The sequence below is a fragment of the Streptomyces aurantiacus genome (assembly GCF_027107535.1).
Lineage (GTDB): Bacteria > Actinomycetota > Actinomycetes > Streptomycetales > Streptomycetaceae > Streptomyces.
The window spans coordinates 3,834,124-3,853,555 of sequence record NZ_CP114283.1; the positions used below are offsets into that span (position 1 = coordinate 3,834,124).

General features: G+C 70.9%; 17 protein-coding genes. 10 read left to right on the forward strand and 7 right to left on the reverse strand.

What is annotated here, in order from left to right:
- Positions 1 to 36: 36 nt before the first annotated feature.
- The gene (locus O1Q96_RS18815; protein ID WP_269249296.1) at positions 37 to 948 is read right to left on the reverse strand and encodes a LysR family transcriptional regulator; all 912 of its coding nucleotides are present in this window, start codon (positions 946 to 948) and stop codon (positions 37 to 39) included.
- Positions 949 to 1,061: 113 nt separating this feature from the next.
- Between O1Q96_RS18815 and mgrA the strand changes: the two genes are divergently transcribed.
- The gene (gene mgrA / locus O1Q96_RS18820) at positions 1,062 to 2,063 is read left to right on the forward strand and encodes an L-glyceraldehyde 3-phosphate reductase (RefSeq protein ID WP_269249297.1); all 1,002 of its coding nucleotides are present in this window, start codon (positions 1,062 to 1,064) and stop codon (positions 2,061 to 2,063) included.
- Between the two features lie 129 nt (positions 2,064 to 2,192).
- Here mgrA and O1Q96_RS18825 read toward each other — a convergent pair whose 3' ends face one another.
- Positions 2,193 to 2,480 (reverse strand): DUF1905 domain-containing protein, encoded by a 288-nt coding sequence (locus O1Q96_RS18825; RefSeq protein WP_217457553.1) that lies wholly within the window; start codon positions 2,478 to 2,480, stop codon positions 2,193 to 2,195.
- A 622-nt stretch (positions 2,481 to 3,102) separates the two neighbouring features.
- Here O1Q96_RS18825 and O1Q96_RS18835 point away from each other — a divergent pair.
- The 4 genes from O1Q96_RS18835 to O1Q96_RS18850 all read left to right on the forward strand — a co-directional run bounded on the left by O1Q96_RS18835 (position 3,103) and on the right by O1Q96_RS18850 (position 7,739).
- Entirely contained in the window at positions 3,103 to 3,513 is a 411-nt protein-coding gene (locus tag O1Q96_RS18835; protein WP_269249298.1) for a hypothetical protein, read from the forward strand.
- Positions 3,514 to 3,615: 102 nt separating this feature from the next.
- Positions 3,616 to 5,952: an ABC transporter ATP-binding protein/permease gene (locus O1Q96_RS18840; RefSeq protein WP_269249299.1), complete on the forward strand. Its 2,337-nt coding sequence runs from the start codon at positions 3,616 to 3,618 to the stop codon at positions 5,950 to 5,952.
- A gap of 12 nt (positions 5,953 to 5,964) precedes the next feature.
- The gene (locus tag O1Q96_RS18845; protein WP_269249300.1) at positions 5,965 to 6,738 is read left to right on the forward strand and encodes a hypothetical protein; all 774 of its coding nucleotides are present in this window, start codon (positions 5,965 to 5,967) and stop codon (positions 6,736 to 6,738) included.
- Positions 6,738 to 7,739 carry a serine/threonine-protein kinase gene (locus O1Q96_RS18850; protein WP_269249301.1) on the forward strand — a complete coding sequence of 334 codons (1,002 nt, stop codon included), beginning with the start codon at positions 6,738 to 6,740 and terminating at the stop codon, positions 7,737 to 7,739. Before O1Q96_RS18845 ends, O1Q96_RS18850 begins: the two co-directional genes overlap by 1 nt.
- Before the next feature lie 205 nt (positions 7,740 to 7,944).
- Here the strand turns inward: O1Q96_RS18850 and O1Q96_RS18855 are convergent, their stop codons facing one another.
- The gene (locus tag O1Q96_RS18855; protein ID WP_269249302.1) at positions 7,945 to 9,222 is read right to left on the reverse strand and encodes a streptophobe family protein; all 1,278 of its coding nucleotides are present in this window, start codon (positions 9,220 to 9,222) and stop codon (positions 7,945 to 7,947) included.
- 163 nt (positions 9,223 to 9,385) lie between these two features.
- Between O1Q96_RS18855 and O1Q96_RS18860 the strand changes: the two genes are divergently transcribed.
- The 3 genes from O1Q96_RS18860 to O1Q96_RS18870 all read left to right on the forward strand — a co-directional run bounded on the left by O1Q96_RS18860 (position 9,386) and on the right by O1Q96_RS18870 (position 11,962).
- Positions 9,386 to 10,657, forward strand: coding sequence for a DUF6777 domain-containing protein (locus O1Q96_RS18860; protein WP_269249303.1), 1,272 nt, complete (start codon positions 9,386 to 9,388; stop codon positions 10,655 to 10,657).
- A 155-nt stretch (positions 10,658 to 10,812) separates the two neighbouring features.
- Positions 10,813 to 11,334, forward strand: coding sequence for a DinB family protein (locus tag O1Q96_RS18865; protein ID WP_269253640.1), 522 nt, complete (start codon positions 10,813 to 10,815; stop codon positions 11,332 to 11,334).
- Positions 11,335 to 11,479: 145 nt separating this feature from the next.
- Positions 11,480 to 11,962, forward strand: coding sequence for a VOC family protein (locus tag O1Q96_RS18870; protein WP_269249304.1), 483 nt, complete (start codon positions 11,480 to 11,482; stop codon positions 11,960 to 11,962).
- A gap of 99 nt (positions 11,963 to 12,061) precedes the next feature.
- Here O1Q96_RS18870 and O1Q96_RS18875 read toward each other — a convergent pair whose 3' ends face one another.
- Positions 12,062 to 13,027 (reverse strand): SGNH/GDSL hydrolase family protein, encoded by a 966-nt coding sequence (locus O1Q96_RS18875; RefSeq protein ID WP_269249305.1) that lies wholly within the window; start codon positions 13,025 to 13,027, stop codon positions 12,062 to 12,064.
- A 196-nt stretch (positions 13,028 to 13,223) separates the two neighbouring features.
- On the opposite strand from O1Q96_RS18875, the gene O1Q96_RS18880 reads away from it, so the two are divergent.
- Entirely contained in the window at positions 13,224 to 14,507 is a 1,284-nt protein-coding gene (locus O1Q96_RS18880; protein WP_269249306.1) for an MFS transporter, read from the forward strand.
- On the opposite strand, the gene O1Q96_RS18885 is transcribed toward O1Q96_RS18880, so the two are convergent.
- Complete coding sequence (locus tag O1Q96_RS18885) at positions 14,464 to 15,888, reverse strand: pyridoxal phosphate-dependent decarboxylase family protein (RefSeq protein ID WP_269249307.1); 1,425 nt, start codon at positions 15,886 to 15,888, stop codon at positions 14,464 to 14,466. The two genes, O1Q96_RS18880 and O1Q96_RS18885, sit on opposite strands and share 44 nt — an antisense overlap.
- A 189-nt stretch (positions 15,889 to 16,077) precedes the next feature.
- Here O1Q96_RS18885 and O1Q96_RS18890 point away from each other — a divergent pair, with 189 nt between their 5' ends.
- Positions 16,078 to 16,773 carry a L,D-transpeptidase family protein gene (locus tag O1Q96_RS18890; RefSeq protein WP_269249308.1) on the forward strand — a complete coding sequence of 232 codons (696 nt, stop codon included), beginning with the start codon at positions 16,078 to 16,080 and terminating at the stop codon, positions 16,771 to 16,773.
- Positions 16,774 to 16,821: 48 nt separating this feature from the next.
- Here the strand turns inward: O1Q96_RS18890 and O1Q96_RS18895 are convergent, their stop codons facing one another.
- Both O1Q96_RS18895 and O1Q96_RS18900 read right to left on the reverse strand, forming a co-directional pair.
- Complete coding sequence (locus O1Q96_RS18895; RefSeq protein WP_269249309.1) at positions 16,822 to 18,024, reverse strand: Gfo/Idh/MocA family protein; 1,203 nt, start codon at positions 18,022 to 18,024, stop codon at positions 16,822 to 16,824.
- Positions 18,025 to 18,070: 46 nt separating this feature from the next.
- Positions 18,071 to 19,432, reverse strand: a complete 1,362-nt coding sequence (locus O1Q96_RS18900) for an ABC transporter substrate-binding protein (RefSeq protein WP_269249310.1) — start codon at positions 19,430 to 19,432, stop codon at positions 18,071 to 18,073.

Below are 19,432 nucleotides of genomic sequence, written 5' to 3' on the forward strand. Positions count from 1 at the left end.
CGGTGTGCACGAGTCTGCTGGCGGACGAGGGGCCGGTCAGGAGGGCTGGAACCCCTCATGGGGTGGTGCCAGGCCCCCTGTTTCGAGCAGTGACATGAGTGCCCGGGCGGCCGGACTGGTCGCTTCCGGCGGCGGGAGCATGGCGACGGTCTCGTACGGCGTCTCGGCGTCGGCCTTGAGTGCGAGGGCCGGCAGTGCCTGACGCTTGTGGGCGAAGTGGCGCGGTACGACGGCGATGCCGAGGCCCTCCTCGACGAGGTCGAGGAGGCTGTGCACGTCGTTGACCTCCAGCGCGACCGTGCGGTGCACACCCGCGGCCGCGAAGGCCGCGTCGGTGGTGCGGCGCGGGCCCCAGTCGGGGTGGAAGTCCACGAAGGACTCGCCGCCGAGTTCGTCCGGCGTCACGGGCCCGCCGCCCGCCAGACGGTGCGAGGGGTGACAGAGCACGGTCATCGGTTCGCTGGTCAGGGGCAGGCAGCGGAGCTGTTCCGTGTCGGCGCGGGTCGTCACGGCGAAGGCCAGGTCGAGGCGGCCCGCGGCGACGTCCTCGGCGAGCGCCCCGGACCCCGCCTGCCGCAGCCGGATCTCCACGTCGGGATGCTGCCTCCGGAACGCGGCGAGCAGCTGGGCGACGGGCACCCCGGCGATGCACTGCTCGGTGCCGACCGAGAGCAGGCCGCGCAGCACCCCCTGCACGGCGGCCACCGCGTCCTCGGCCGCGCGGACCTGGGCCAGGATCCGCTCCGCCTCGGTCAGCAGCGCCCTGCCGGCCTCGGTGAGCGTGACGCGGCGGGTGGTACGGACGAACAGCGGAGCGCGCAGCTCCCGCTCCAGGGCGCGGATGGAGGCGGACAGGCCGGACTGCGACACCATGAGCCGTTCCGCTGCCCGGGTGAAGTGCTGGTCCTCGGCGACCGCGACGAAGTGCTGAAGGTGGCGCAGTTCCATGATTGAGAAGCGTATCCGCTGAATCCCATCCGATTCTCCTGTTGGACCGCTGTCCACCGGGCAGGCGAGAGTGGACACCGGTCCACTCCGTACCGACCCCTCTGGAGACCGCGTTGTACACCGCACACACCGACCGTTACGCGGACATGCCCTACCGGCGCACCGGACGCAGCGGCCTGAAGCTGCCCGCGTTCTCCCTCGGCCTGTGGCACAACTTCGGCCCCGACCGGCCGGTGGACACCCAGCGTGCGATCCTGCGCCGCGCGTTCGACCTGGGAGTCACCCACTTCGACCTGGCGAACAACTACGGGCCCCCGCCCGGCGCCGCCGAGTCGGCCCTCGGTGAGGCACTGAAGGCGGACTTCGCGCCGTACCGCGACGAGCTGGTCATCTCGTCGAAGGCCGGATACCTGATGTGGCCGGGCCCGTACGGCGAGTGGGGATCCCGCAAGTACCTGCTGTCCTCGCTCGACCAGAGCCTGAACCGCATGGGCCTCGACTACGTCGACATCTTCTACTCGCACCGCCCCGACCCGCAGACTCCGCTGGAGGAGACGATGGGCGCGCTGCACTCGGCCGTCCAGCAGGGCAAGGCACTGTACGTCGGTGTGTCGAACTACTCGCCGGAGCAGACCCGTGAGGCCGCCCGCATCCTCGGCGAGCTGGGCACCCCGCTCCTCATCCACCAGCCGCGCTACTCGATGCTCGACCGGCGTCCCGAGGAGGAGGGACTCCTGGACACGCTCGACGAGCTGCGGATCGGGTCCATCGCCTACTCGCCGCTGGAGCAGGGCCTGCTCACCGGCCGCTACCTGGACGGGATCCCGGAGGGTTCGCGGGCCGCGAGTGACAGCCCCTTCCTGAGCGCGGACAAGGTGACCGGGGAACTCGTCGCACACCTGCGCGCCCTGAACGACATCGCCACGTCGCGCGGCCAGTCCCTGGCCCAGATGGCGCTGGCCTGGGTGCTGCGCGGCGAGCGGGTCACCTCTGCGCTCATCGGCGCGAGCAGCCCGCAGCAGCTGGAGGACAGCGTGGCGGCCATGGGCAACCTGGAGTTCTCGCAGGACGAGCTCACCCGGATCGACGACATCGTGCGGAAGGCTGCCGCCTAGGTCGCGGCCCCTGTCGGGGTCTCGGGCCGGGCCCGCCGGTGTCACACCGGCGGGCCCGACCCGGTTCCCGTCGGCACTGCCGCGCGGGACCCGCACGGCCCGGACCCCGTCGTACGCCGACGCCGTCGGTCAGTCCGTGACGCGCTCCTCCAGCCGTACCGTCACGGTGTCCCCGGCCTCCTTCCCGATCGCCTTGCGCACGTCGGCCTTCACGGGGAGTTTGTGGGTGCCGTCGCCGAGCGCCATGAACGAACTCCTGAAGGGGTGGCCGTCGATCGTCCCGCGGACCTTGACCAGGCCGCGGGTGCCGAAGAACGCGACCGAATCGGGCCAGACGACATACGTCCAGCCACCGGTTTCGGGGCTCTTCCGCAGTTCGGCCGTGAATTGCTGGTCCAGTGCGGTGTCCGTGCTCATGATGTCCTCCGCTTTCCCGGTGGTCTCTCTCATACAAGACCACCCGACGGGGCAGAACTCATCGCGATCGCCGGGGCACTCCGCCGCGGGCACCCGGTCGAGAAACCCGTACACGCTCCGTATCCGGCCGTACTCGTCCAGGGAGACGACGTCGAATCCGGCGACAGGTGCGGAACCGGCGGCGGTGTTCGCCGGTCCCCAGCCGAAGCGGGCGATGCCGTGGCGGCCGTCCACGGTGTCGGCCGGCCGGAAGGAAGTGACCGGGAAACTGCTCGGGCGCGGTGCCGATCGCGTTCCAGGCCTCGAAGTGGTGGCCGCGCGGTTTCGGCCAAACAGTGCCGTGAATATGCCAGGAGACTGGCCGGAAAGTTATGGTGACACTGTTTCAGGAGTGGCGATACTTGAATGCTAGAACCATTCACCACCCGGAGAGCCGCTCGGAGAACCTCCCGAGAGAACGCCCCGGGAGCGTCCCGGTGAACCGCCCGGAGCGCGCGTACTGAGAGCCGCCCGGAGATCCCTCCGGTGAACCGCATGAGAACAGCGCCACAGTGCACTGCAAAGCGAGCCGCAGGAAAGAGAGGCCGGCCCGGCAGCAAGCGGATGCAATGGGGGAGTGATCGTGCACGACGAATTCCTGTGCCACGTCACCGCGTACGGAGTCTGCGGCGGAATGTGGGTCGGAGTACCGCTCGGTACCTACCGGGCGCCCACCCTGGCCCTGGCCATGTGGTGGTTACGGGACCGGGCGTCCTGGATCGCCGAACGCCTGGATCCGAACCCCGACGCCCCGTACTTCCCGCCGAACTCGATGGCGCCCGTCGCCCTCACGTCTCCGGACGTGCCCGGCATGCTGCGCACCTGGTGCGGCGACATCGCACAACAGGATCTGGCCGCCGAGGAGTTGGCCGCGGGGCACCTGCTGCGCATCGCCACGCACGACGAGACCACCGAGTACGAGCTGCTCGCGGAGTCGGTCGACGCCCTGAGGATGCGGCGCACCCAGCCCTTCCTGTCCGTCCCGGCCGCCTGAGCCGCCGGGAATCCCGCCGCCGCCCCGGATCCCACCGCCCCGGATCCCCTCGTCCCGCACGCGCGGCAGGCGCATACACGGGTAAATAGTTAGAATTCAGGCATGGGAGAGCGGTCTGCGGCGCCCGAACTCGTCCTCGAAACCGAGACGGGATCCACGGTGATGACCCCGAACCACGCCTACCGCGTGGGGCGGGATCCACTCTGCGACATCGTCATCGACGACGCCCGGGTGTCCTGGCACCACGCGGTCCTGCGGCCGGGCGCCGACCACTGGACGCTGGAGGACGAGAACAGCACGAACGGCACGTACGCCGACGGCCGCCGCGTCCGTGCGTGGGACGTCGGGCCCGGCAGTGTCATCCGCTTCGGCAACCCCGCCGACGGCCCGTGCGCCGTGCTCGCGGACCGGCCGCCGCCCGCCCCCGAGCGGCCCTCTGCCGTCTCGATGCCCGCGGCGACCGGAACCTTCCGGCAGCCCACCACCGTGCGGCCGCTGCCCGCCCGCTCCGTCCGTATCGGCCGTGGCGACGACAACGACCTCGTCGTCGACGACCTGAGCGTCTCCCGGCGGCACGCCGAACTGCGGGCGATGCCGGACGGGACGTACGAGATCGTCGACCTGGGCAGCCACAACGGCACATTCCTCAACGGCCAGCCCGTCACCCGCGCCCGCATCGACGGGGGCGACATCGTCGGCATCGGCCACTCGGCGTTCTGCCTGGTCGGCGACCAGCTCCAGGAGTACGTCGACACCGGCGAGGTCTCGCTCGACGTGCAGGACCTGTCCGTCGCCGTCGACCGGGGCCGCAAGACGCTCCTCGACCAGGTCTCCTTCCCCGTCGGCGAGAAGTGCCTGCTGGCCGTCGTCGGACCCAGCGGCGCCGGCAAGTCCACGCTGCTCAACGCCCTCACCGGACAGCGCCCCGCCGACCGGGGCACGGTCCTGTACGACGGCCGCGACCTGTACCGGGACTACGCCGAGCTGCGCCAGCGCATCGGCCTCGTCCCGCAGGACGACATCCTCCACTCCCAGCTGACCGTGCGACGCGCCCTCGCCTACGCCGCCGAGCTGCGTTTCCCGCAGGACACCGCGAAGGCCGAGCGCAAGGCCCGGGTCGACGAGGTCATACACGAGCTGGGCCTCGAACAGCGCGCCCGGCAGCCCATCCACAGCCTCTCCGGCGGCCAGCGCAAACGGGTCAGCGTGGCACTCGAACTGCTCACCAAGCCGTCCCTGCTCTTCCTCGACGAGCCGACCTCCGGACTCGACCCCGGAATGGACCGCTCGGTGATGCACATGCTGCGCGGACTGGCCGACGACGGGCGGACCGTCATCGTCGTCACGCACAGCGTGCTCAGCCTCGACGTCTGCGACCGGCTGCTCGTCCTCGCGCCCGGCGGCAAGGTCGCCTACTACGGACCTCCCGACGAGACGCTCGCCTTCTTCGGCTACGAGCAGTGGCCGGAGGCGTTCGAGGCGTTCGAGCGGGATCACGACCGGGACTGGGCGGGCGACTACCGCGAGTCACCGCACCACAGGCAGTACATCGTGAACTCCAGCGCCCAGCCGCGCCTGCCCGAGGCCGCCCCGGCCCCCGGTACGGTCGCCCGCCCGCCCAAGGCACAGAGCTGGGGATCGCAGCTGGGCACACTGGTGCGCCGGTACGCGGCGGCGCTCAGCGCCGACCGGACGTTCCTCGCCATCATGATCGCCCTGCCCTTCGTCATGGGAGCGATGGCCCGTGCCCTGTCGGGGAGCAAACTGACGCAGGAGACGGCGATGAACGCGCTGCTCATCCTCTGCGTCGGCGGAGTCCTGACCGGCGCGGCCAACGCGGTGAGGGAACTGGTCAAGGAACGGGTGATCTACCAGCGGGAGCGGGCCGTCGGCCTGTCCAGATCGGCGTACCTGATGTCCAAGGTCGTCGTCCTCGGCACGATCACCGTGCTCCAGGCCGTGGTGCTGACCCTGGTGGCACTGCTCGGCGTCGACCTGAACGCGCCCGGCGGCGAGGGAGTCGTCCTGCCGCCACTCGTGGAGATCACGCTCGCCGTCGCGCTGCTGGCCTTCACCGCGATGATGCTCGGCCTCCTCGTCTCCGCACTGGTGCGCAAGGAGGAGGTCACGATGCCGCTGCTCGTCCTCCTCGCCATCGTCCAGGTGGTGTTCTGCGGTGCGCTGCTGAAGCTCGACGGCGTCCCCGGCATCGAGCAGCTGTCGTGGCTGGTGCCGTCGCGCTGGGCGCTCGGCGCGATGGCGGGCACCATCGGGCTGGCCCGGCTGGTCCCCGGCGACCTGACGGCCGACCCGATGTTCCGGCACTCGGTGGGCGTGTGGCTGCTCAACATGGGCATGCTCGTCGTCCTCTCGGCCGTCTTCGGCTACCTGGTGGCCCGGCTGCTCAGGCGGCACGAACCCGAAGTCATGCGGAAGTAGGAAGCAGGCGCGATGACGACGACTCCCGACTTCCGTCCCACGCACGTGGTCCCGCAGGACGGCATGCCCGCCTGGGACGCCCCGGACCCGGTCCGGCCCACCGTGCCCCTCGACGCCCTCCTGCCGGTCCGGCTCGTCGAGCGCCTCGGCGACTGGGGGCACGTCCTGTGCGCCAACGGATGGTCCGCGTGGGTCGACGGCCGCCTGCTCGTCGCCGTCCCGCAGGAACCGCCCGCCGCCGGGCAGCCGCTCGCCCGGACCGCCGACCCGCGTCCGCTGCTCGCCCGCGTCGAGGAGACGCTGGGCCGCTACCGGCAGACGGTCGAGGAACTGGCGGCCGGCCACCTGGACGGCGAGGCGTTCCACGGCAGGACACAGGGCATGCGCGTCGGGATCGTCGTCGAGGGCGAGGCCGTCTGGCTGTACGAGGCCGAGCACGAGCGGTGGGTGTACTGCGACGGCACCCGGATGAGCACGTACGCGACGCAGGAGCCGCCCGCCGCGGCCGGCGCCGCGCCGTCCGCCCGGCCTCCCGCCCCGTCCGCCCCGGCCGGGACCAGGCCGCCCGCCGGACCCGGCCGTCCGCCCACACAGGTCGTACCGGGTGCGGGCCCGGAGCCCACGCAGGTCGTACCGGGTCTCGGGCCCGAGCGGGGCCGAGGGGCGCCGGGCGCGGGGCCGGAACCCACGCAGGTCGTGCGAGGCACCGGACCGGACCGGCCACGGGGCGGGGAGGACGCCGGTCACGCCCCCACCCGGCTCGTCACGGGTGACGGTGACGAGTGATGCCGCACGACACCAGTCTGCACTCGGGGCGGCCCTCCGACCTGATCGGCAAACAGATCGCGGGCTACCGCATCGAGCGCGAGGTCGGCCGCGGAGGGATGGCCGTCGTCTACCGGGCCAAGGACCTGCGCCTGGACCGCACGGTCGCCCTGAAGCTGCTCGCCCCGGAACTCGCCCGCAACGACACGTTCCGCAAACGCTTCACGCACGAGTCGCGCGTGGCCGCGGCCATCGACCACCCGCACATCGTGCCGGTCTTCGAGGCGGGCGAGACGGACGGTGTCCTCTACATCGCCATGCGGTACGTCGCCGGCCTTGACCTGCGCCATCTGCTCGACCGGGAGGGGCCGTTGGCCCTCCCGGTGGCCGCCCGAATCGCCGTGCAGGTGGCATCCGCCCTCGACGCCGCCCATGACCACGGTCTGGTCCACCGGGACGTCAAACCCGGCAACATCCTGGTCGCGGCGGGCACGGACAGCGACCACCCCGAGCACGTCTACCTCACCGACTTCGGTCTCACGAAGAAGTCACTGTCCCTCACCGGCTTCACGACGGTGGGCCAGTTCGTCGGCACGCTCGACTACGTGGCACCCGAGCAGATCTCCGGGCGGCCGGTCGACGGCCGCTGCGACGTCTACAGCTTCGCCTGCGTCGTGTACGAGACCCTGGCCGGCCGCCCGCCCTTCCAGCGGGACGACGACATGGCCCTGCTGTGGGCACACCAGTACGACCAGCCGCCGCCGCTGACCGGCGAGCGGCCCGGACTCGCCGCGCCCGTCGACGGTGTGCTGGCGAAGGCACTCGCCAAGAGCCCCGACGACCGGTACGAGTCGTGCCTCGCCTTCGTGGCCGCGCTGCGCGCCGCGGCGACGGGGACCGAGGTGGTGGGGCACGCGCCCACCCAGGTGGACCATCGAGCTGCCGGGACGCCCCAGCGGCCGGGGCCGCCGCCCGAGCCGCCGGAATGGGCTCTGCCCGTGTTTCCTCGCTCGCGCTGGTGAGGCTCCGCCCGGGCAGGAACGGACCCGGAACAGACGGGAGCGGACCCGCCCGGACGGGTGAATGGGCGAAAGTTGCGTCGGGCCGTTCGCACGGTCCCCGCGCCCTTTCCGGGCATCGGCAGCGAAGCGTCGCCATCGGGCCGGGGACCGCGATGCGGTAGTCCGTTCGTGTGGTGCGCTGCAATGCCCGTGTGCCCGGCCGAGGTCAGGCCTTCGGCTTCTCCACCTCGCCGTGGTGGCGCATCCGGGAGGCGAGCAGCGCGCCCGCGAAGCCGGTGACCAGGCCCCAGAGCAGGGCGAGACCGAGCGTGGCCCACAGCCCGGGCCGCAGGAAGAGTTCGCCGGACAGTCCGCCGCCGACGTCCCCGATGCCGAGCAGCGACAGGCCGTAGTGCGCGTCGATCCGGCCGAGGAGGCAGACCGTGAGCACCGTGAGCACGAGTGCGACAGCCATGTGCACGGCGTGCTGCCAGGCGCGCATCCGGCCCGGTGAGCGCGAGGCCATGAGGAACGCCACGCCGACCAGCAGCACGGCGTTCACGACCAGCAGCCACCACACCCTGCCGTCCTGCTCGGAGAGCGTCCGCAGGTTGAGGGTCGAGATGTCCGGCGTACGCAGCACGGTGTCCAGCACCTTGGGCATCGGCAGCCCGAACGGCCCCTCGACGCGGCCTTCCCAGGTGACGCCCAGACCGATCGTGAAGGCGAGCCATACGAGGTTCGGCAGCCCGAGGAGGATCACCGCGAGCGTCTCCCTGGCATGGCCGCGGGTCACCGCCACCACCAGCGCGACGACCACACCCAGGGCGACGAACGCGAGCAGCAGCACGACCATGCCGTACGCGGCAGGCCGTACCGACTCCTGGAAACGCAGCAGGCGGGGCGGGAGCGGGGCCCTGGGCGAGACGAGCAGCGCGAGGACGAGGACACCGGCCAGCCAGAGGAGGCCGAAGGCCAGCGTCACCGGCACATCGGCCTTGAAACCGACCCGCGGTGACGAGGCGCCGAAGAGGTCGCCGACGTCGGAGAGCGTGCCTTCGCCGAGGGAAATGGCGAAGGTCTGGCGGGCCGACAGCGCGAGGCCGGCCAGGGCGAGCAGCCACACGACGGCGATCCGGCCCGCCCAGCCCGCCAGTTCGGGCGCGCCCGCCACGGCCCGGTGACGCAGCGGCCGCAGGAAACCGGCGGCGACGACCAAAACTCCGGTGAGGGTCACCGACAGGGGAGTCACCGTCAGGCCCGCCCGGGTCTCCGCGATCGCTCCGGCGTCCCCGGCGAACTCCACCGAACCGCCGACCGCCACCACCACCGTGGCGGCCACGACACGCGGGAACGCGCCGTCGGGCAGGTCGACGGCCCCGGCCGCCCACAGTCCGAGCGCCGCCACCACGAGCATGGCGATCAGTCCGGCGAGGACCGTCACCAGGGCCTGGACCCAGCCGTGCCGGGCCACTGCCTGGTCAGGGGATGTCTGGAGGCTCACCCTGCCACGCTAAGCAGCCTGCCGGTGGTGCGCCTGCCGGGAGGGCCGACCGCGTCGGCTCGCGGGCGATACAGGATCGGAGCACACAAGGTGCTCATTGCGGAAGAAAGCTGTACTAATCGGTTGAAGTGCCGCATTGTCCCTACGCCGGGAAGAAGAGCTCGTGAGCGTCGAACCGCCGTCCTCCGGCCGCCCCACAGGACCACCCTCCGGCCCCTTGTCGGGACCGACCAGGCCGAGCCCCACGCCGCCGCCCGACGAGCGCACCCCCGCGGGCCCGTCGAGCGGTGGATCGGGCGGCGGCCCTTCCGGCCCCTCAGGCCCCTCGGGTGGAGGATCCGGTGGGTCCGGCGGACCGGGTGGACCCGGCGGGGGCACGGGCAGGGGACCCGACCGGCCCTGGTGGAGGTCGGCGCCGCGGGTCGCCGTCATCGCCGCCGCGGTCGTCGCCGCGGTGGTCCTGGTCGTCGTCCTCACCCGGCCCGACGACAACAGCACCACCAGCTCGGGCGGCGAGGTCTTCCTCCAGTCGGCGGGCAAGTCGGGACCCGACCCGTTCACCGAGTCGACGGCGAAGGACAGCTCCACCGCGCCCGTGACGCCCTCGCCCACGGACGCCCCCGAGTCGGACAACGTGACGCGGGGCGTGGACGGTTCGGCCCCGGGCCTCTACGGCGGCACACGGAAGGTGGCCAGCTGCGACGTCGAGAAGCAGATCTCGGCGCTCGAAGGGGCTCCGGAGAAGAACAGGGCGTTCGCCTCGGTGCTGGGTCTCCAGCCCTCCGGCGTGCCCGCGTATCTGCGCTCGCTCACCCCCGTACAGCTGCGGATGGACACCCGCGTCACCAACCACGGCTACAGCGACGGCAAGGCCACCAGCTACCAGGCGGTCCTGCAGTCCGGCACCGCGGTCCTCGTCGACGACCGCGGCGTCCCCCGGGTGCGCTGCGCCTGCGGCAACCCGCTGCTGCCGCCCGTGGCGCTCAAGTCCACACCCAAGAAGACGGGCGATTCCTGGCCGTCCTACCGGCCGTCGAACGTCGTGGTCGTCACGCCCGCGCCCCAGGTCATCAACATCTTCGTGATCTTCGACCCGGACAGTGGCGACTGGTTCGAGCGGCACAAGGGTGACACCGGTGGCAAGGACCGGAAGACGGATCCTCCGGCGAGCCGGCCGTCCCCGTCGACGAGTTCCCTGCCTCCTTCGTCGGTGCCCCCGGCCTCCTGTGTGCCGGTGCCGGAGGGTGCGACCGCGACGCCGAGCGGTTCGGAGAGCCCCTGCCCCTCGACATCGTCGGCCACGCCGTCCGCGGAGTCCGATTCGCCCTCGTCCGAACTGCCGCCGTCGGAGCCCTCCGACCCGGCGCCCGACGACGCCGACACGACGACGGAATCGGCCGCCAGCCAGAGCGTCCCGGACTCGGGCGCCACCTGACCGGCAGTGGGTACGGGAATCCCGCCGACGACCGGGGAAAGGGAAAACGGGTGGCGCATTCGTGAGGGAGCCCAGATGCTTCTCGCATGGCCGACGCCCCGGAACCCGAGCCGAACCAGCAGGCGCAACCCGAGCGGAGCTTCGGGTGGTGGGACATGTTCGTCCATCCCGACGAGGATCCGCGGTCGGACGACGAGTTCGTGGGGGAGCGGGCCACGCTGGTCGGCTATCTGCGGGACCACCGGCTCACGTTCGAGATGAAGTGCGCCGGGCTCGACGCCGAGGACATGGCACGGCGCTCGGTGGAGCCGTCGAACCTCTCGCTGCTGGGGCTGCTGCGGCACCACGCGAGGGTGGAGCAGGCCTGGTTCCGCCGGGTCATGGCCGGTGAGGACGTACCCCCGCACTACCGCACCGAGGAGGACCCGAACGCGGACTTCAACGGCGCGGTGCCCGACCCCGCGGTCGTGGCGGAGGCCTGGGACGCCTGGCGCGCCGAAGTCGCCTTCGCCGAACGGTTCGTGGAGAAGGCGGCCGACCTCGACCTCGCCGGCGGCAACGACGAGGAGCCGGTCACCCTCCGGGTGGTGCTGGTGCACATGATCTCTGAGTACGCGCGGCACAACGGTCACGCGGACTTCCTGCGGGAGCGCATCGACGGACGCGTCGGCCAGTAGGCCCGATCGCGCCACCGCCACCGCCATTGTTCTGCGCGGTGGCGGCCGGAGTCACCCGTCCGGAACGGCTGCCCGTGCCACCGATGAGTTTCCCGTCGAGGATCAGTCGATACAGATGACTGCGTTCCCGCCCCAGGAGGTACTCATGACCACCGACGGATTCACCACGTGTCTCTGGTTCGACGGCCAGGCCGAGGAGGCCGCGAACTTCTACGTCTCTGTCTTCAAGAACTCCGAGCTCGGCAGGGTCGGCCGGTACACGGAGGCCGGGCCCGGACCCGTCGGTTCCGTCATCACGGTCGACTTCGTGGCCAACGGCCAGAGGTTCGTCGCACTGAACGGCGGACCCCAGTTCAAGTTCACCGAAGCCATCTCCTTCCAGGTGGACTGCGGGGATCAGGCGGAGGTGGACTTCTATTCGAACGCTCTCACCGAGGGCGGCGGAGAGCAGGGCCCCTGCGGCTGGGTGAAGGACCGGTTCGGAGTCTCCTGGCAGGTCGTCCCGACCAGGCTGACCGAGATGATCACCGACCCGGACCAGGAGAAGGTGAACCGCGCCATGGCGGCCATGCTCACGATGCACAAGCTCGACATCGCTGCTCTGGAGAAGGCCTACGCCGGTGAGTGAGGCGACCGACGCCGCATGACGGCCTGCTCCCCGGACCCGGTTGGCAGCAACCGTCCGCCATCCTCGGGACCGGTCGAGCCTGGCCGCCGTGCACGGCGGTCAGCGGGCCGCGGAGACCACGGCCCGGCTGATCGCCTTGGTGATGCGCAGGATGCCGGGGGAGCGGACCGGGCACGGCCTGGGCTTCGAGCTGCTCGGCGCCAGGCAGAAGTGCAGGAAGTCGTCGTCGCGGTGCAGGGCCGTTCGCCCGCTGCCCGGTTGCGTGCAGTAGGACGCGTGCTCGCGTTCGTACGCGGTGCACGGCAGGTACTGGGCCCAGGTGTAGCGGGCCGTGGCCGGGCTCACCGCCTTTCCGGCGTCCGCGAGCAGGTCGCCGGAGGCTTTCGCCTGCCGCTCGTACACCGCGTTGACGCGCCGGATCCGGTCGGGGGTCACCGCGTCCGGTCCCTGGAGCACCCACACGATCTTGGCCTCGCCGCCGCCCGCCGCACCCGCGATCTGGTCGGTCAGCCGCCGGGCGTCGGCCGTGTAGCGCGCGAAGTACTTGTCCCGCGAGGTGGTGTACGAGACGCCGTCCATGCAGGGCGTGTAGTCCCACGCGTTGCCCCAGAACTGCAGCACCACGAAGTCCGGACGCAACCGGCGGACCAGCGCCGCCGCCTTGTCCTGCGCCGGTACGAGGGAGTCCTCGCCGGTGCCCTCCAGGTAGTCGCACAGGGTGGTGCCGGAGTACGGGGCGCTGGTGTAGCGCGCCTTCGCCTCCTCGCGCAGGAGTCCGCCGAGGACCTTCTGGTTCTCCGTGGCGATGGAGTCGCCCAGGTACAGGACTCTGGGCCGGGGGCGCCCGGTGTCCGCGGCCGCCTCGGAAGGGGAGCCTGACTTCGGCGCCGTCGGCTTTGCGGGTCCGGTGCCGGCCCCGGGTGTGACGGCGGGGCGCTGATGCGTGGTCGAGCCGGATCCGGGCGACGCGGGCGTGGGCGCGGCCTCGGGGGCCGATGAAGGGTCTCCGCATGCGGTGAGCAGCAGTAACACTGCCAGCACCACGACGATCCACGGCTTGCTCATGCGGCAACTCCCGCCCCAGCCACCGAAAACGGCCCCCAGACAAGCACAACGGGCCGTTGGGCGGAAGGGGTTGAGGGCCACTTCGAGCCTCCGGGCTCCTGAACTCCGGACGCGGAGAATGTCGTAGCTCTGCTTAACCGTCCATGTAGATCAATTCACTTGTGCTGCAGGGTTCGATCGGGCACCGTCGTAGATCATGCAGCCCAACTCCCCATGGCGTACAGCCGACTTCAGGACTCTCTTCGGTGCGACCGCGCTCAGCCAGCTCGGTACGAACGTCAGCTATGTCGCCGTCCCGCTGGTCGCCGTGGCGGAACTCGACGCGAGCCCCGGCCAGGTCGGCGCCCTCGCCACCCTGAGCACGCTCGCCTTTCTGCTCATCGGTCTGCCCGCGGGAGCCTGGGTGGACCGGATGCGTCACCGCAGGGTGCTGATCGCGGCGGACCTCGCGCGGGCCGCCCTGTTCGCGTCCGTGCCGCTGGCCTGGTGGCTGGACGCGCTCACACTGGGGCAGTTGTACGCGGTCGTGCTGCTGAGCGGCTGCGCCACCGTCTTCTTCGACGTCGGCTCGCAGAGCACCCTGCCCGGACTCGTCGGCCGCGACGCCCTCGTACCCGCCAACGCGGCCATGATGAGCCTCCTGGCCGTGAGCAACGTGGCCGGCCGGAGCGCGGGCGGGACGCTCGTCCAACTGCTCACCGCGCCGGTGGCCGTCCTCTGCACCGCGGCGAGCCATCTGGCCTCCGCGCTCCGGCTCACCGCCATCCGCGGGGCCGGGGCGCCGCCCGTGCCGGCCGAGGCGGCCCGCCTGCGGACCCAGGTGGGCGAGGGCCTGCGGCACGTCTTCCGCAACAGGGAACTGCGCGCGCTCGCGCTCACCGCCGCCCTCACCAACCTGGGCTCCCAGATCATCAACACCATGCTCCCGGTCCTGTTCGTTCGTGAACTCGACCTGCCCGCGAGCGCGCTCGGCCTGTACTGGGCGGCGGGCGGCGTCGGTCTGCTGCTCGGTGCCCGGTGCGCCCTCCCCCTCGCTTCGCGCCTCGGCTACGGCCGCACCCTCGGCGTCATGGGCCTGTGCCTCGCCCCCGCCGGACTGCTCGTCCCGCTCATCGACCGCGGACCGTGGCTGTGGATCGCGGGGACCGGCGGGGTGCTCGCGATGTTCAAGACGGGCATGGACAACGTGCTCGGGGTGAGCCTGCGCCAGCGGATGACCCCGGACGCCCTCCTCGGCCGGATGAACGCCACGTTCAGGTTCGTTCTCACCGGCGCGCTCGCCGTCGGCGCCGCCGTGGCGGGCCTGATCGGTGAACTGGCCGGTGTACGGACGACGTTGTGGGTGGGCGCGGCCTTCCTCGCGACGGCCTTCCTGCCGGTCTTCCTCTCCCCGGTCCGTACCCGGCGCGTCCTGCCGGACCAGCAGCCGCCACCTGTCAGGTCTCCCGCTCCGAGGGTTCCGAAGGCCCCACGGAGCTGACCGCCCGTGCCAGGGCTGTGAGCACACGGTCGGTGTCGGCCTCGGTCGTGCGCCAGTTGCTGAACGCGGCACGCAGCGCGTGCGTCCCCTCGTAGAAGGTCGGTGTCAGGAAGGCCTCGCCGGACTCCGCGACCGCCCGGCCCAGCGCGTGCACCCGCTCCCGGCCGGCGGACCCGGCGAGCGTGAAGCACACGACGTTCAGCCGGACCGGCGAGAGCAGGCGGAGCCCCGCTGTGCCCGCGATCCCGTCGCCGAGCCGCCGTGCCAGGGCCGTGTTCCGCTCGACGATCTCCCGGTGACCCTCGCGGCCGTACGCGGCGAGCGAGAACCAGGCCGGCAGCGCCCGCAGCCGACGCGAGTTCTCCGGCGTGAGATGCACGAAGTCGGGCTCGTCGGTGGGCAGTCCGAGATACGGCGACGCGTTGTGGAAGACCCGCACCTGGAGATCCGGGCGGCGGGTGAACTGCACGGCGGCGTCGTACGGGACGTTGAGCCACTTGTGCAGGTCGACGCAGACCGAGTCGGCGGCGTCGAGGCCGTCGGTGAGATGCGCGTACGCGGGGGACAGCGCGGCGAAACCGCCGAAGGCGGCGTCCACGTGCAACCAGAAGCCGAACCGCTCCTTGAGCTCCGCGATCGCCCGCAGGTCGTCGAAGTCGACGGTGTTCACGGTCCCCGCGTTGGCGACGACAACGGCCGGGCGACGGTCCAGTGCTTCGAGCGCGTCGGCCAGCCGTGCCACGTCGACGGCCTCCCGGCCGCCGGGCAGCAACGGCACCGTACGCAGCCGGTCGCGGCCGATGCCGAGGACGGACAGGGCCTTGGCAATGCTGGAGTGCGGGCTGCCGGAGAGCACGTCGACGGGGCCGAGAGCGGCGGCGCCCGCCTCGGACACGCTGACCCCGAGGTGCTCGCCCACCCACTCGCGCGCCAGGGCCAGCCCGACGGTGTTGGACACGGTCGCGCCCGTCACGAACGCGCCGCTGTGGTCCGTTCCCAGCCCGAAGAGCTCCCGCAGCCAGCCCAGCGTCTCCTGTTCGAGGCCGGTAGCCAAGGAGTCGCCCCTCCCGGTGGCGTTCTGGTCGTAGGTGCTGGTCAGCCAGTCCCCGGTGAGGGCGGCCGGAGTCGCGCCGCCGGTCACGAAACCGAGATAGCGAGGGCCCGCGGAGGCGGAGAAACCGGGCGCCCACCGCTCGGCGAACGATGTCAGGGCGCCCTCCGCACCGACGCCCTCGGCCGGGAGCGGCCGCGCGTCCGGGACCCTGCCCAGGTGGGCGACGGGCCGGGCTTCGAGCCCCGACATCTCACGGGCGGCGAAGTCACGGGCGGACTGGAGGAGTTCGGGGAGCCGCGAGAGGTCGTCGGCGAGTGCGGGATGCATGGCGGCAGCGTAGGCTGCCCGCCGCACGGAACCTGGGGGCCGATCCGGGGGGACCGGCCGGCGTGCCGCATGGGCGAATTCAAGATCATGTCACCGTTTTGTTCCAGCCGGCCCGGCTCCACAACCGAAGTCCCCCCACGTGGGTCTAGGTGGGAGAGATGGATCGGATCGAAGGGGAAAGGCCTGATCATGGGGGACATTCGTAGACGGGCAGCCGTCGTACTGGGGCTCACCGGCCTGGTGGCGCCGCTGACCGTCGCACTGGGCGCGGCGCCCGCGCAGGCGGCCAGCTGCACCACGCAGAGCGGGCCGTATCAGAAGCAGGTGGAGAAGTTCCTCGGCCGGCCCGTCGACGGCAGGCAGTCCGCCGCCGACTGCAAAGCGATCAAGGCCTTCCAGACCAAGCACGGCATCACCCCGAACATCGGCTACGCGGGCTCCGTCACCTGGGGCGTGATGGACCTGATGACCAAGCAGAAGGCCGTCGGGAAGAAGCCCAACAAGGACGGCAAGTGCCCGGTCAACAAGGGCCGCATCGCCTGCGTGAACCTGACGCTCCAGCTCAGCTGGATCCAGGACGGCAACACCCTCGTGTACGGACCGGTGCCGGTGCGTACGGGCCGCAACGGCTACGAGACCCGCACCGGCCTGAAGAAGATCTACTGGCGGAACATCGACCACGTCTCGTCGATCTACGACGTGCCCATGCCCTACAGCCAGTTCTTCGACGGCGGCCAGGCCTTCCACTCGGTCGGCGTGAGCATGTGGAACCCGCCCGGCTCGCACGGCTGCGTCAACATGACGAAGACGGACGCCAAAAAGTACTGGTCGCTCCTGAAGAAGAACGACGACGTCTACGTGTACGGCCGCAAGCCGGGCACCTGACCGGTCCGGTCCGGCCGCTCCGGGGAACGGCCGGACCGTACGGAAACGTCACGCCTGCGGTGCGTCCCCGAAGTCCGGGATCTCCAGCCTCGCCCCTCCCTGCCGTGCCGACTCGTGCGCCACGATGCCCGGCAGGGTGTAGCGGGCCGCCACCCACGCGTTCACCGACGGCAGGGTGCGGGTGTTGACGGCGGTCACGAAGTCGTCCACCAGGAAGTGGTGGCTGCCCTCGTGGCCGTTGTGCAGGTTGTCGAACTCCCTCGGCAGGCGTGAGCGGTCGTGCACCGGAGCCGACCCGGAGGTGAAGGCGGCCCGCAGCTCCGGCGCGATGTGCTGGAGGGAGGGGTCGTCGGGAGACATCGTGGGCTTGGGCTCAAGCAGCTCGCTGATGTCCGTCACCCCCTTTTTGTCCTGCCAGAAGGCCACCGTGGCGAGTTGCTCCATGCTGGCGTCCGTCCCGAAGAAGCGGAAACGCGACTCCCGGATCTGCGAGGGGTAGCCGACCCGCCGGAACTCGTTCGTACGGAACGAGCCGCCGCCCGCCACCTCGAACAGCGCGGTCGCGTTGGAGAAGTCGTTGCCGAACTGGCTGACGTCCTCGTCGAAGACACCGTCCCCGCGATCGTCCTTGACCCCGATCGCGGACACGCTCACCGCGTGCGTCTGCCAGGCGCCGAGCACCCCGCCCACCGAGTGCGTGGGGTACAGCAGCGGGGGATAGCTGGCGGTCGCCTTCCAGTTCTCGCCGCCGCTGTACTGGTAGGCCTCGTAGAACCCGAGGTCCATGTCGTGGACGTAGTCGCCCTCGGCGTAGAAGAGCCGCCCGAACGAGCCGTCCGCGATCTGGTTGCGGGCATGGACCGTCGCCGGGTTGTACTGGCTGGTCTCACCCATCATGTACGTGAGCCCGGTGGCCCGTACCGTCTCGATGATCGAGGCGATCTCGTCGCGGCTGATCGCCATCGGCACCGCCGAGTAGACGTGTTTGCCGGCGTTGAGCCCCTGGATCACCAGCGGGCCGTGGGTCCAGCGCTGGGTGAAGATCGCGACGGCGTCGACCGCCTCCGACTCCAGCATCGCCTGGTACGAGGGGAAGGTTCCCGACAGCCCTTCGGCGGACGCCAGTTGCTCGGCGCGCTCCGGGAGAAGGTCGGTGACATATACATCGCCGACGCCGGGGTGGGCGAGGAACAGTTTGGCGAACTGGCCGGAGAACTGCCCGGCGCCGACGATGCCGAGGGAGAACGTCATAGGGGCATGCCTCTCACTGGGGTGAATGCTCACGGGTGGTGAATGCTCACTGGTCGAGCACGAGATTGATCTGGTCGTTGGTCTCGTCGAGCCCGCCGACGGGCGCGTCGTTGCCGAAGACGTCCTGCATGGCCGGCTTCATCAGCGCGAGGACGTCCGCCGCGTAGTTGGTGATCGGGTAGGAGAAGGTCGTGAAGTCCTCGGTGTCGGCGATCGGCCTCGTGAAGGCCGACACGTCGATGCCCTTCTTCTGGTAGGCGGCGACTGCGGCCTCGGTGCCGTCCGGTGTCGCGGGGAAGACGATCCCGTAGGTGCCCACCGTCCGCTGGCACGCGTCCGAGGCCAGGTAGGCGACCCACTTCTTCGCGCCCGCCTTGTTGCGGGCGCCCTTCGTGACGGAGTCGGCGAGGCCGTTCATCATGGTCGCCCGTTTGCCCGTCGGCCCGGCCGGGGTGACGGCGCTGCCGATGTCCAGGCCCTTGAACCCGGCGTACGTGGAGATCATCCAGGCGCCGTCGAACGCGGTCGCGGCCTTGCCCGCCGCCACCTGCGTGTTGGCCTGGTTGGACTGGGAGTTCCAGTCGGTGAAGGGCGTCATGTACCCCTTCTTCGCCAGGCCGAAGTACCACTTGACGACCGACTGGAAGGTCCCGCTGTCGTAGTTGTACTTCTTGCCCCAGCGCTTCGCGTCCGTGTACGTCCAGCCCGCCGAGCCGGTGAAGGGGCTCCACTGCGTCTGCCCGTCCCCGTCTCCGCCGCCGTTGGTGGCCAGGCCGTACACCTTGACGTTATTCTTGTCGAAGCCCGGCTCGTCGCCGCGCTTGCCGTTCCGGTCGACGGTGAGGTGGGCGATCGTCTTCTCGAACGTGCCGCCGTCCTTCGGGTTCCAGCTGAGGCCGTTCAGCTGGTCGGCGGAGATCCCGGCGGCCTTCGCCATTTTCTCGTTGTAGAACAGCCCGACGGTGTCCCAGTCCTTCGGAGCGCCGTAGCGGTGGCCGTCCTGGCCGACCCAGTTGGCCGCGAGGCCCGGCTGGTAGGAGGAGTCCTCGATGGGGAGGTCGTCCAGCGGTTCGAGCACCTTCAGGTCGGCGAACTGCCCGAACTTCTGTATGTGGTCGGTGAAGACGTCGGGCTCGGTGCCCGCGATGAAGCTCGCCGTGAGCTTGGTCCAGTAGTCGTCCCAGCCCATCTGCGTGATCTTCACGTCGAGGCCGGGATTCTGCTTCTCGAAGTCCTTGGCGCAGGCCTCGTACGCGGGCAGCTGGTTGGCGTCCCACAGCCAGTACGTCACGGTGTTCGACGAGGACCCGGCGGAGTCGTCCTTCGCGCATCCCGCCAGGGTCAGCGCGAGCGCTCCGGTCAGCGCGACGAGCGTACGGGAGTGCCTCGGGGGCGTACGGAATCGCAT

Coding starts and splice junctions, on each gene's coding strand:
- O1Q96_RS18825 (WP_217457553.1), bottom strand. CDS start 2,480: ATGAGCACGGACACCGCACTGGACCAGCAATTCACGGCCGAACTGCGG.
- O1Q96_RS18870 (WP_269249304.1), top strand. CDS start 11,480: ATGACCACCGACGGATTCACCACGTGTCTCTGGTTCGACGGCCAGGCC.
- O1Q96_RS18890 (WP_269249308.1), top strand. CDS start 16,078: ATGGGGGACATTCGTAGACGGGCAGCCGTCGTACTGGGGCTCACCGGC.
- O1Q96_RS18845 (WP_269249300.1), top strand. CDS start 5,965: ATGACGACGACTCCCGACTTCCGTCCCACGCACGTGGTCCCGCAGGAC.
- O1Q96_RS18865 (WP_269253640.1), top strand. CDS start 10,813: ATGTTCGTCCATCCCGACGAGGATCCGCGGTCGGACGACGAGTTCGTG.
- O1Q96_RS18850 (WP_269249301.1), top strand. CDS start 6,738: ATGCCGCACGACACCAGTCTGCACTCGGGGCGGCCCTCCGACCTGATC.
- O1Q96_RS18900 (WP_269249310.1), bottom strand. CDS start 19,432: ATGCGATTCCGTACGCCCCCGAGGCACTCCCGTACGCTCGTCGCGCTG.
- O1Q96_RS18880 (WP_269249306.1), top strand. CDS start 13,224: ATGCAGCCCAACTCCCCATGGCGTACAGCCGACTTCAGGACTCTCTTC.
- O1Q96_RS18815 (WP_269249296.1), bottom strand. CDS start 948: ATGGAACTGCGCCACCTTCAGCACTTCGTCGCGGTCGCCGAGGACCAG.
- O1Q96_RS18875 (WP_269249305.1), bottom strand. CDS start 13,027: ATGAGCAAGCCGTGGATCGTCGTGGTGCTGGCAGTGTTACTGCTGCTC.
- O1Q96_RS18885 (WP_269249307.1), bottom strand. CDS start 15,888: ATGCATCCCGCACTCGCCGACGACCTCTCGCGGCTCCCCGAACTCCTC.
- O1Q96_RS18895 (WP_269249309.1), bottom strand. CDS start 18,024: ATGACGTTCTCCCTCGGCATCGTCGGCGCCGGGCAGTTCTCCGGCCAG.
- O1Q96_RS18840 (WP_269249299.1), top strand. CDS start 3,616: ATGGGAGAGCGGTCTGCGGCGCCCGAACTCGTCCTCGAAACCGAGACG.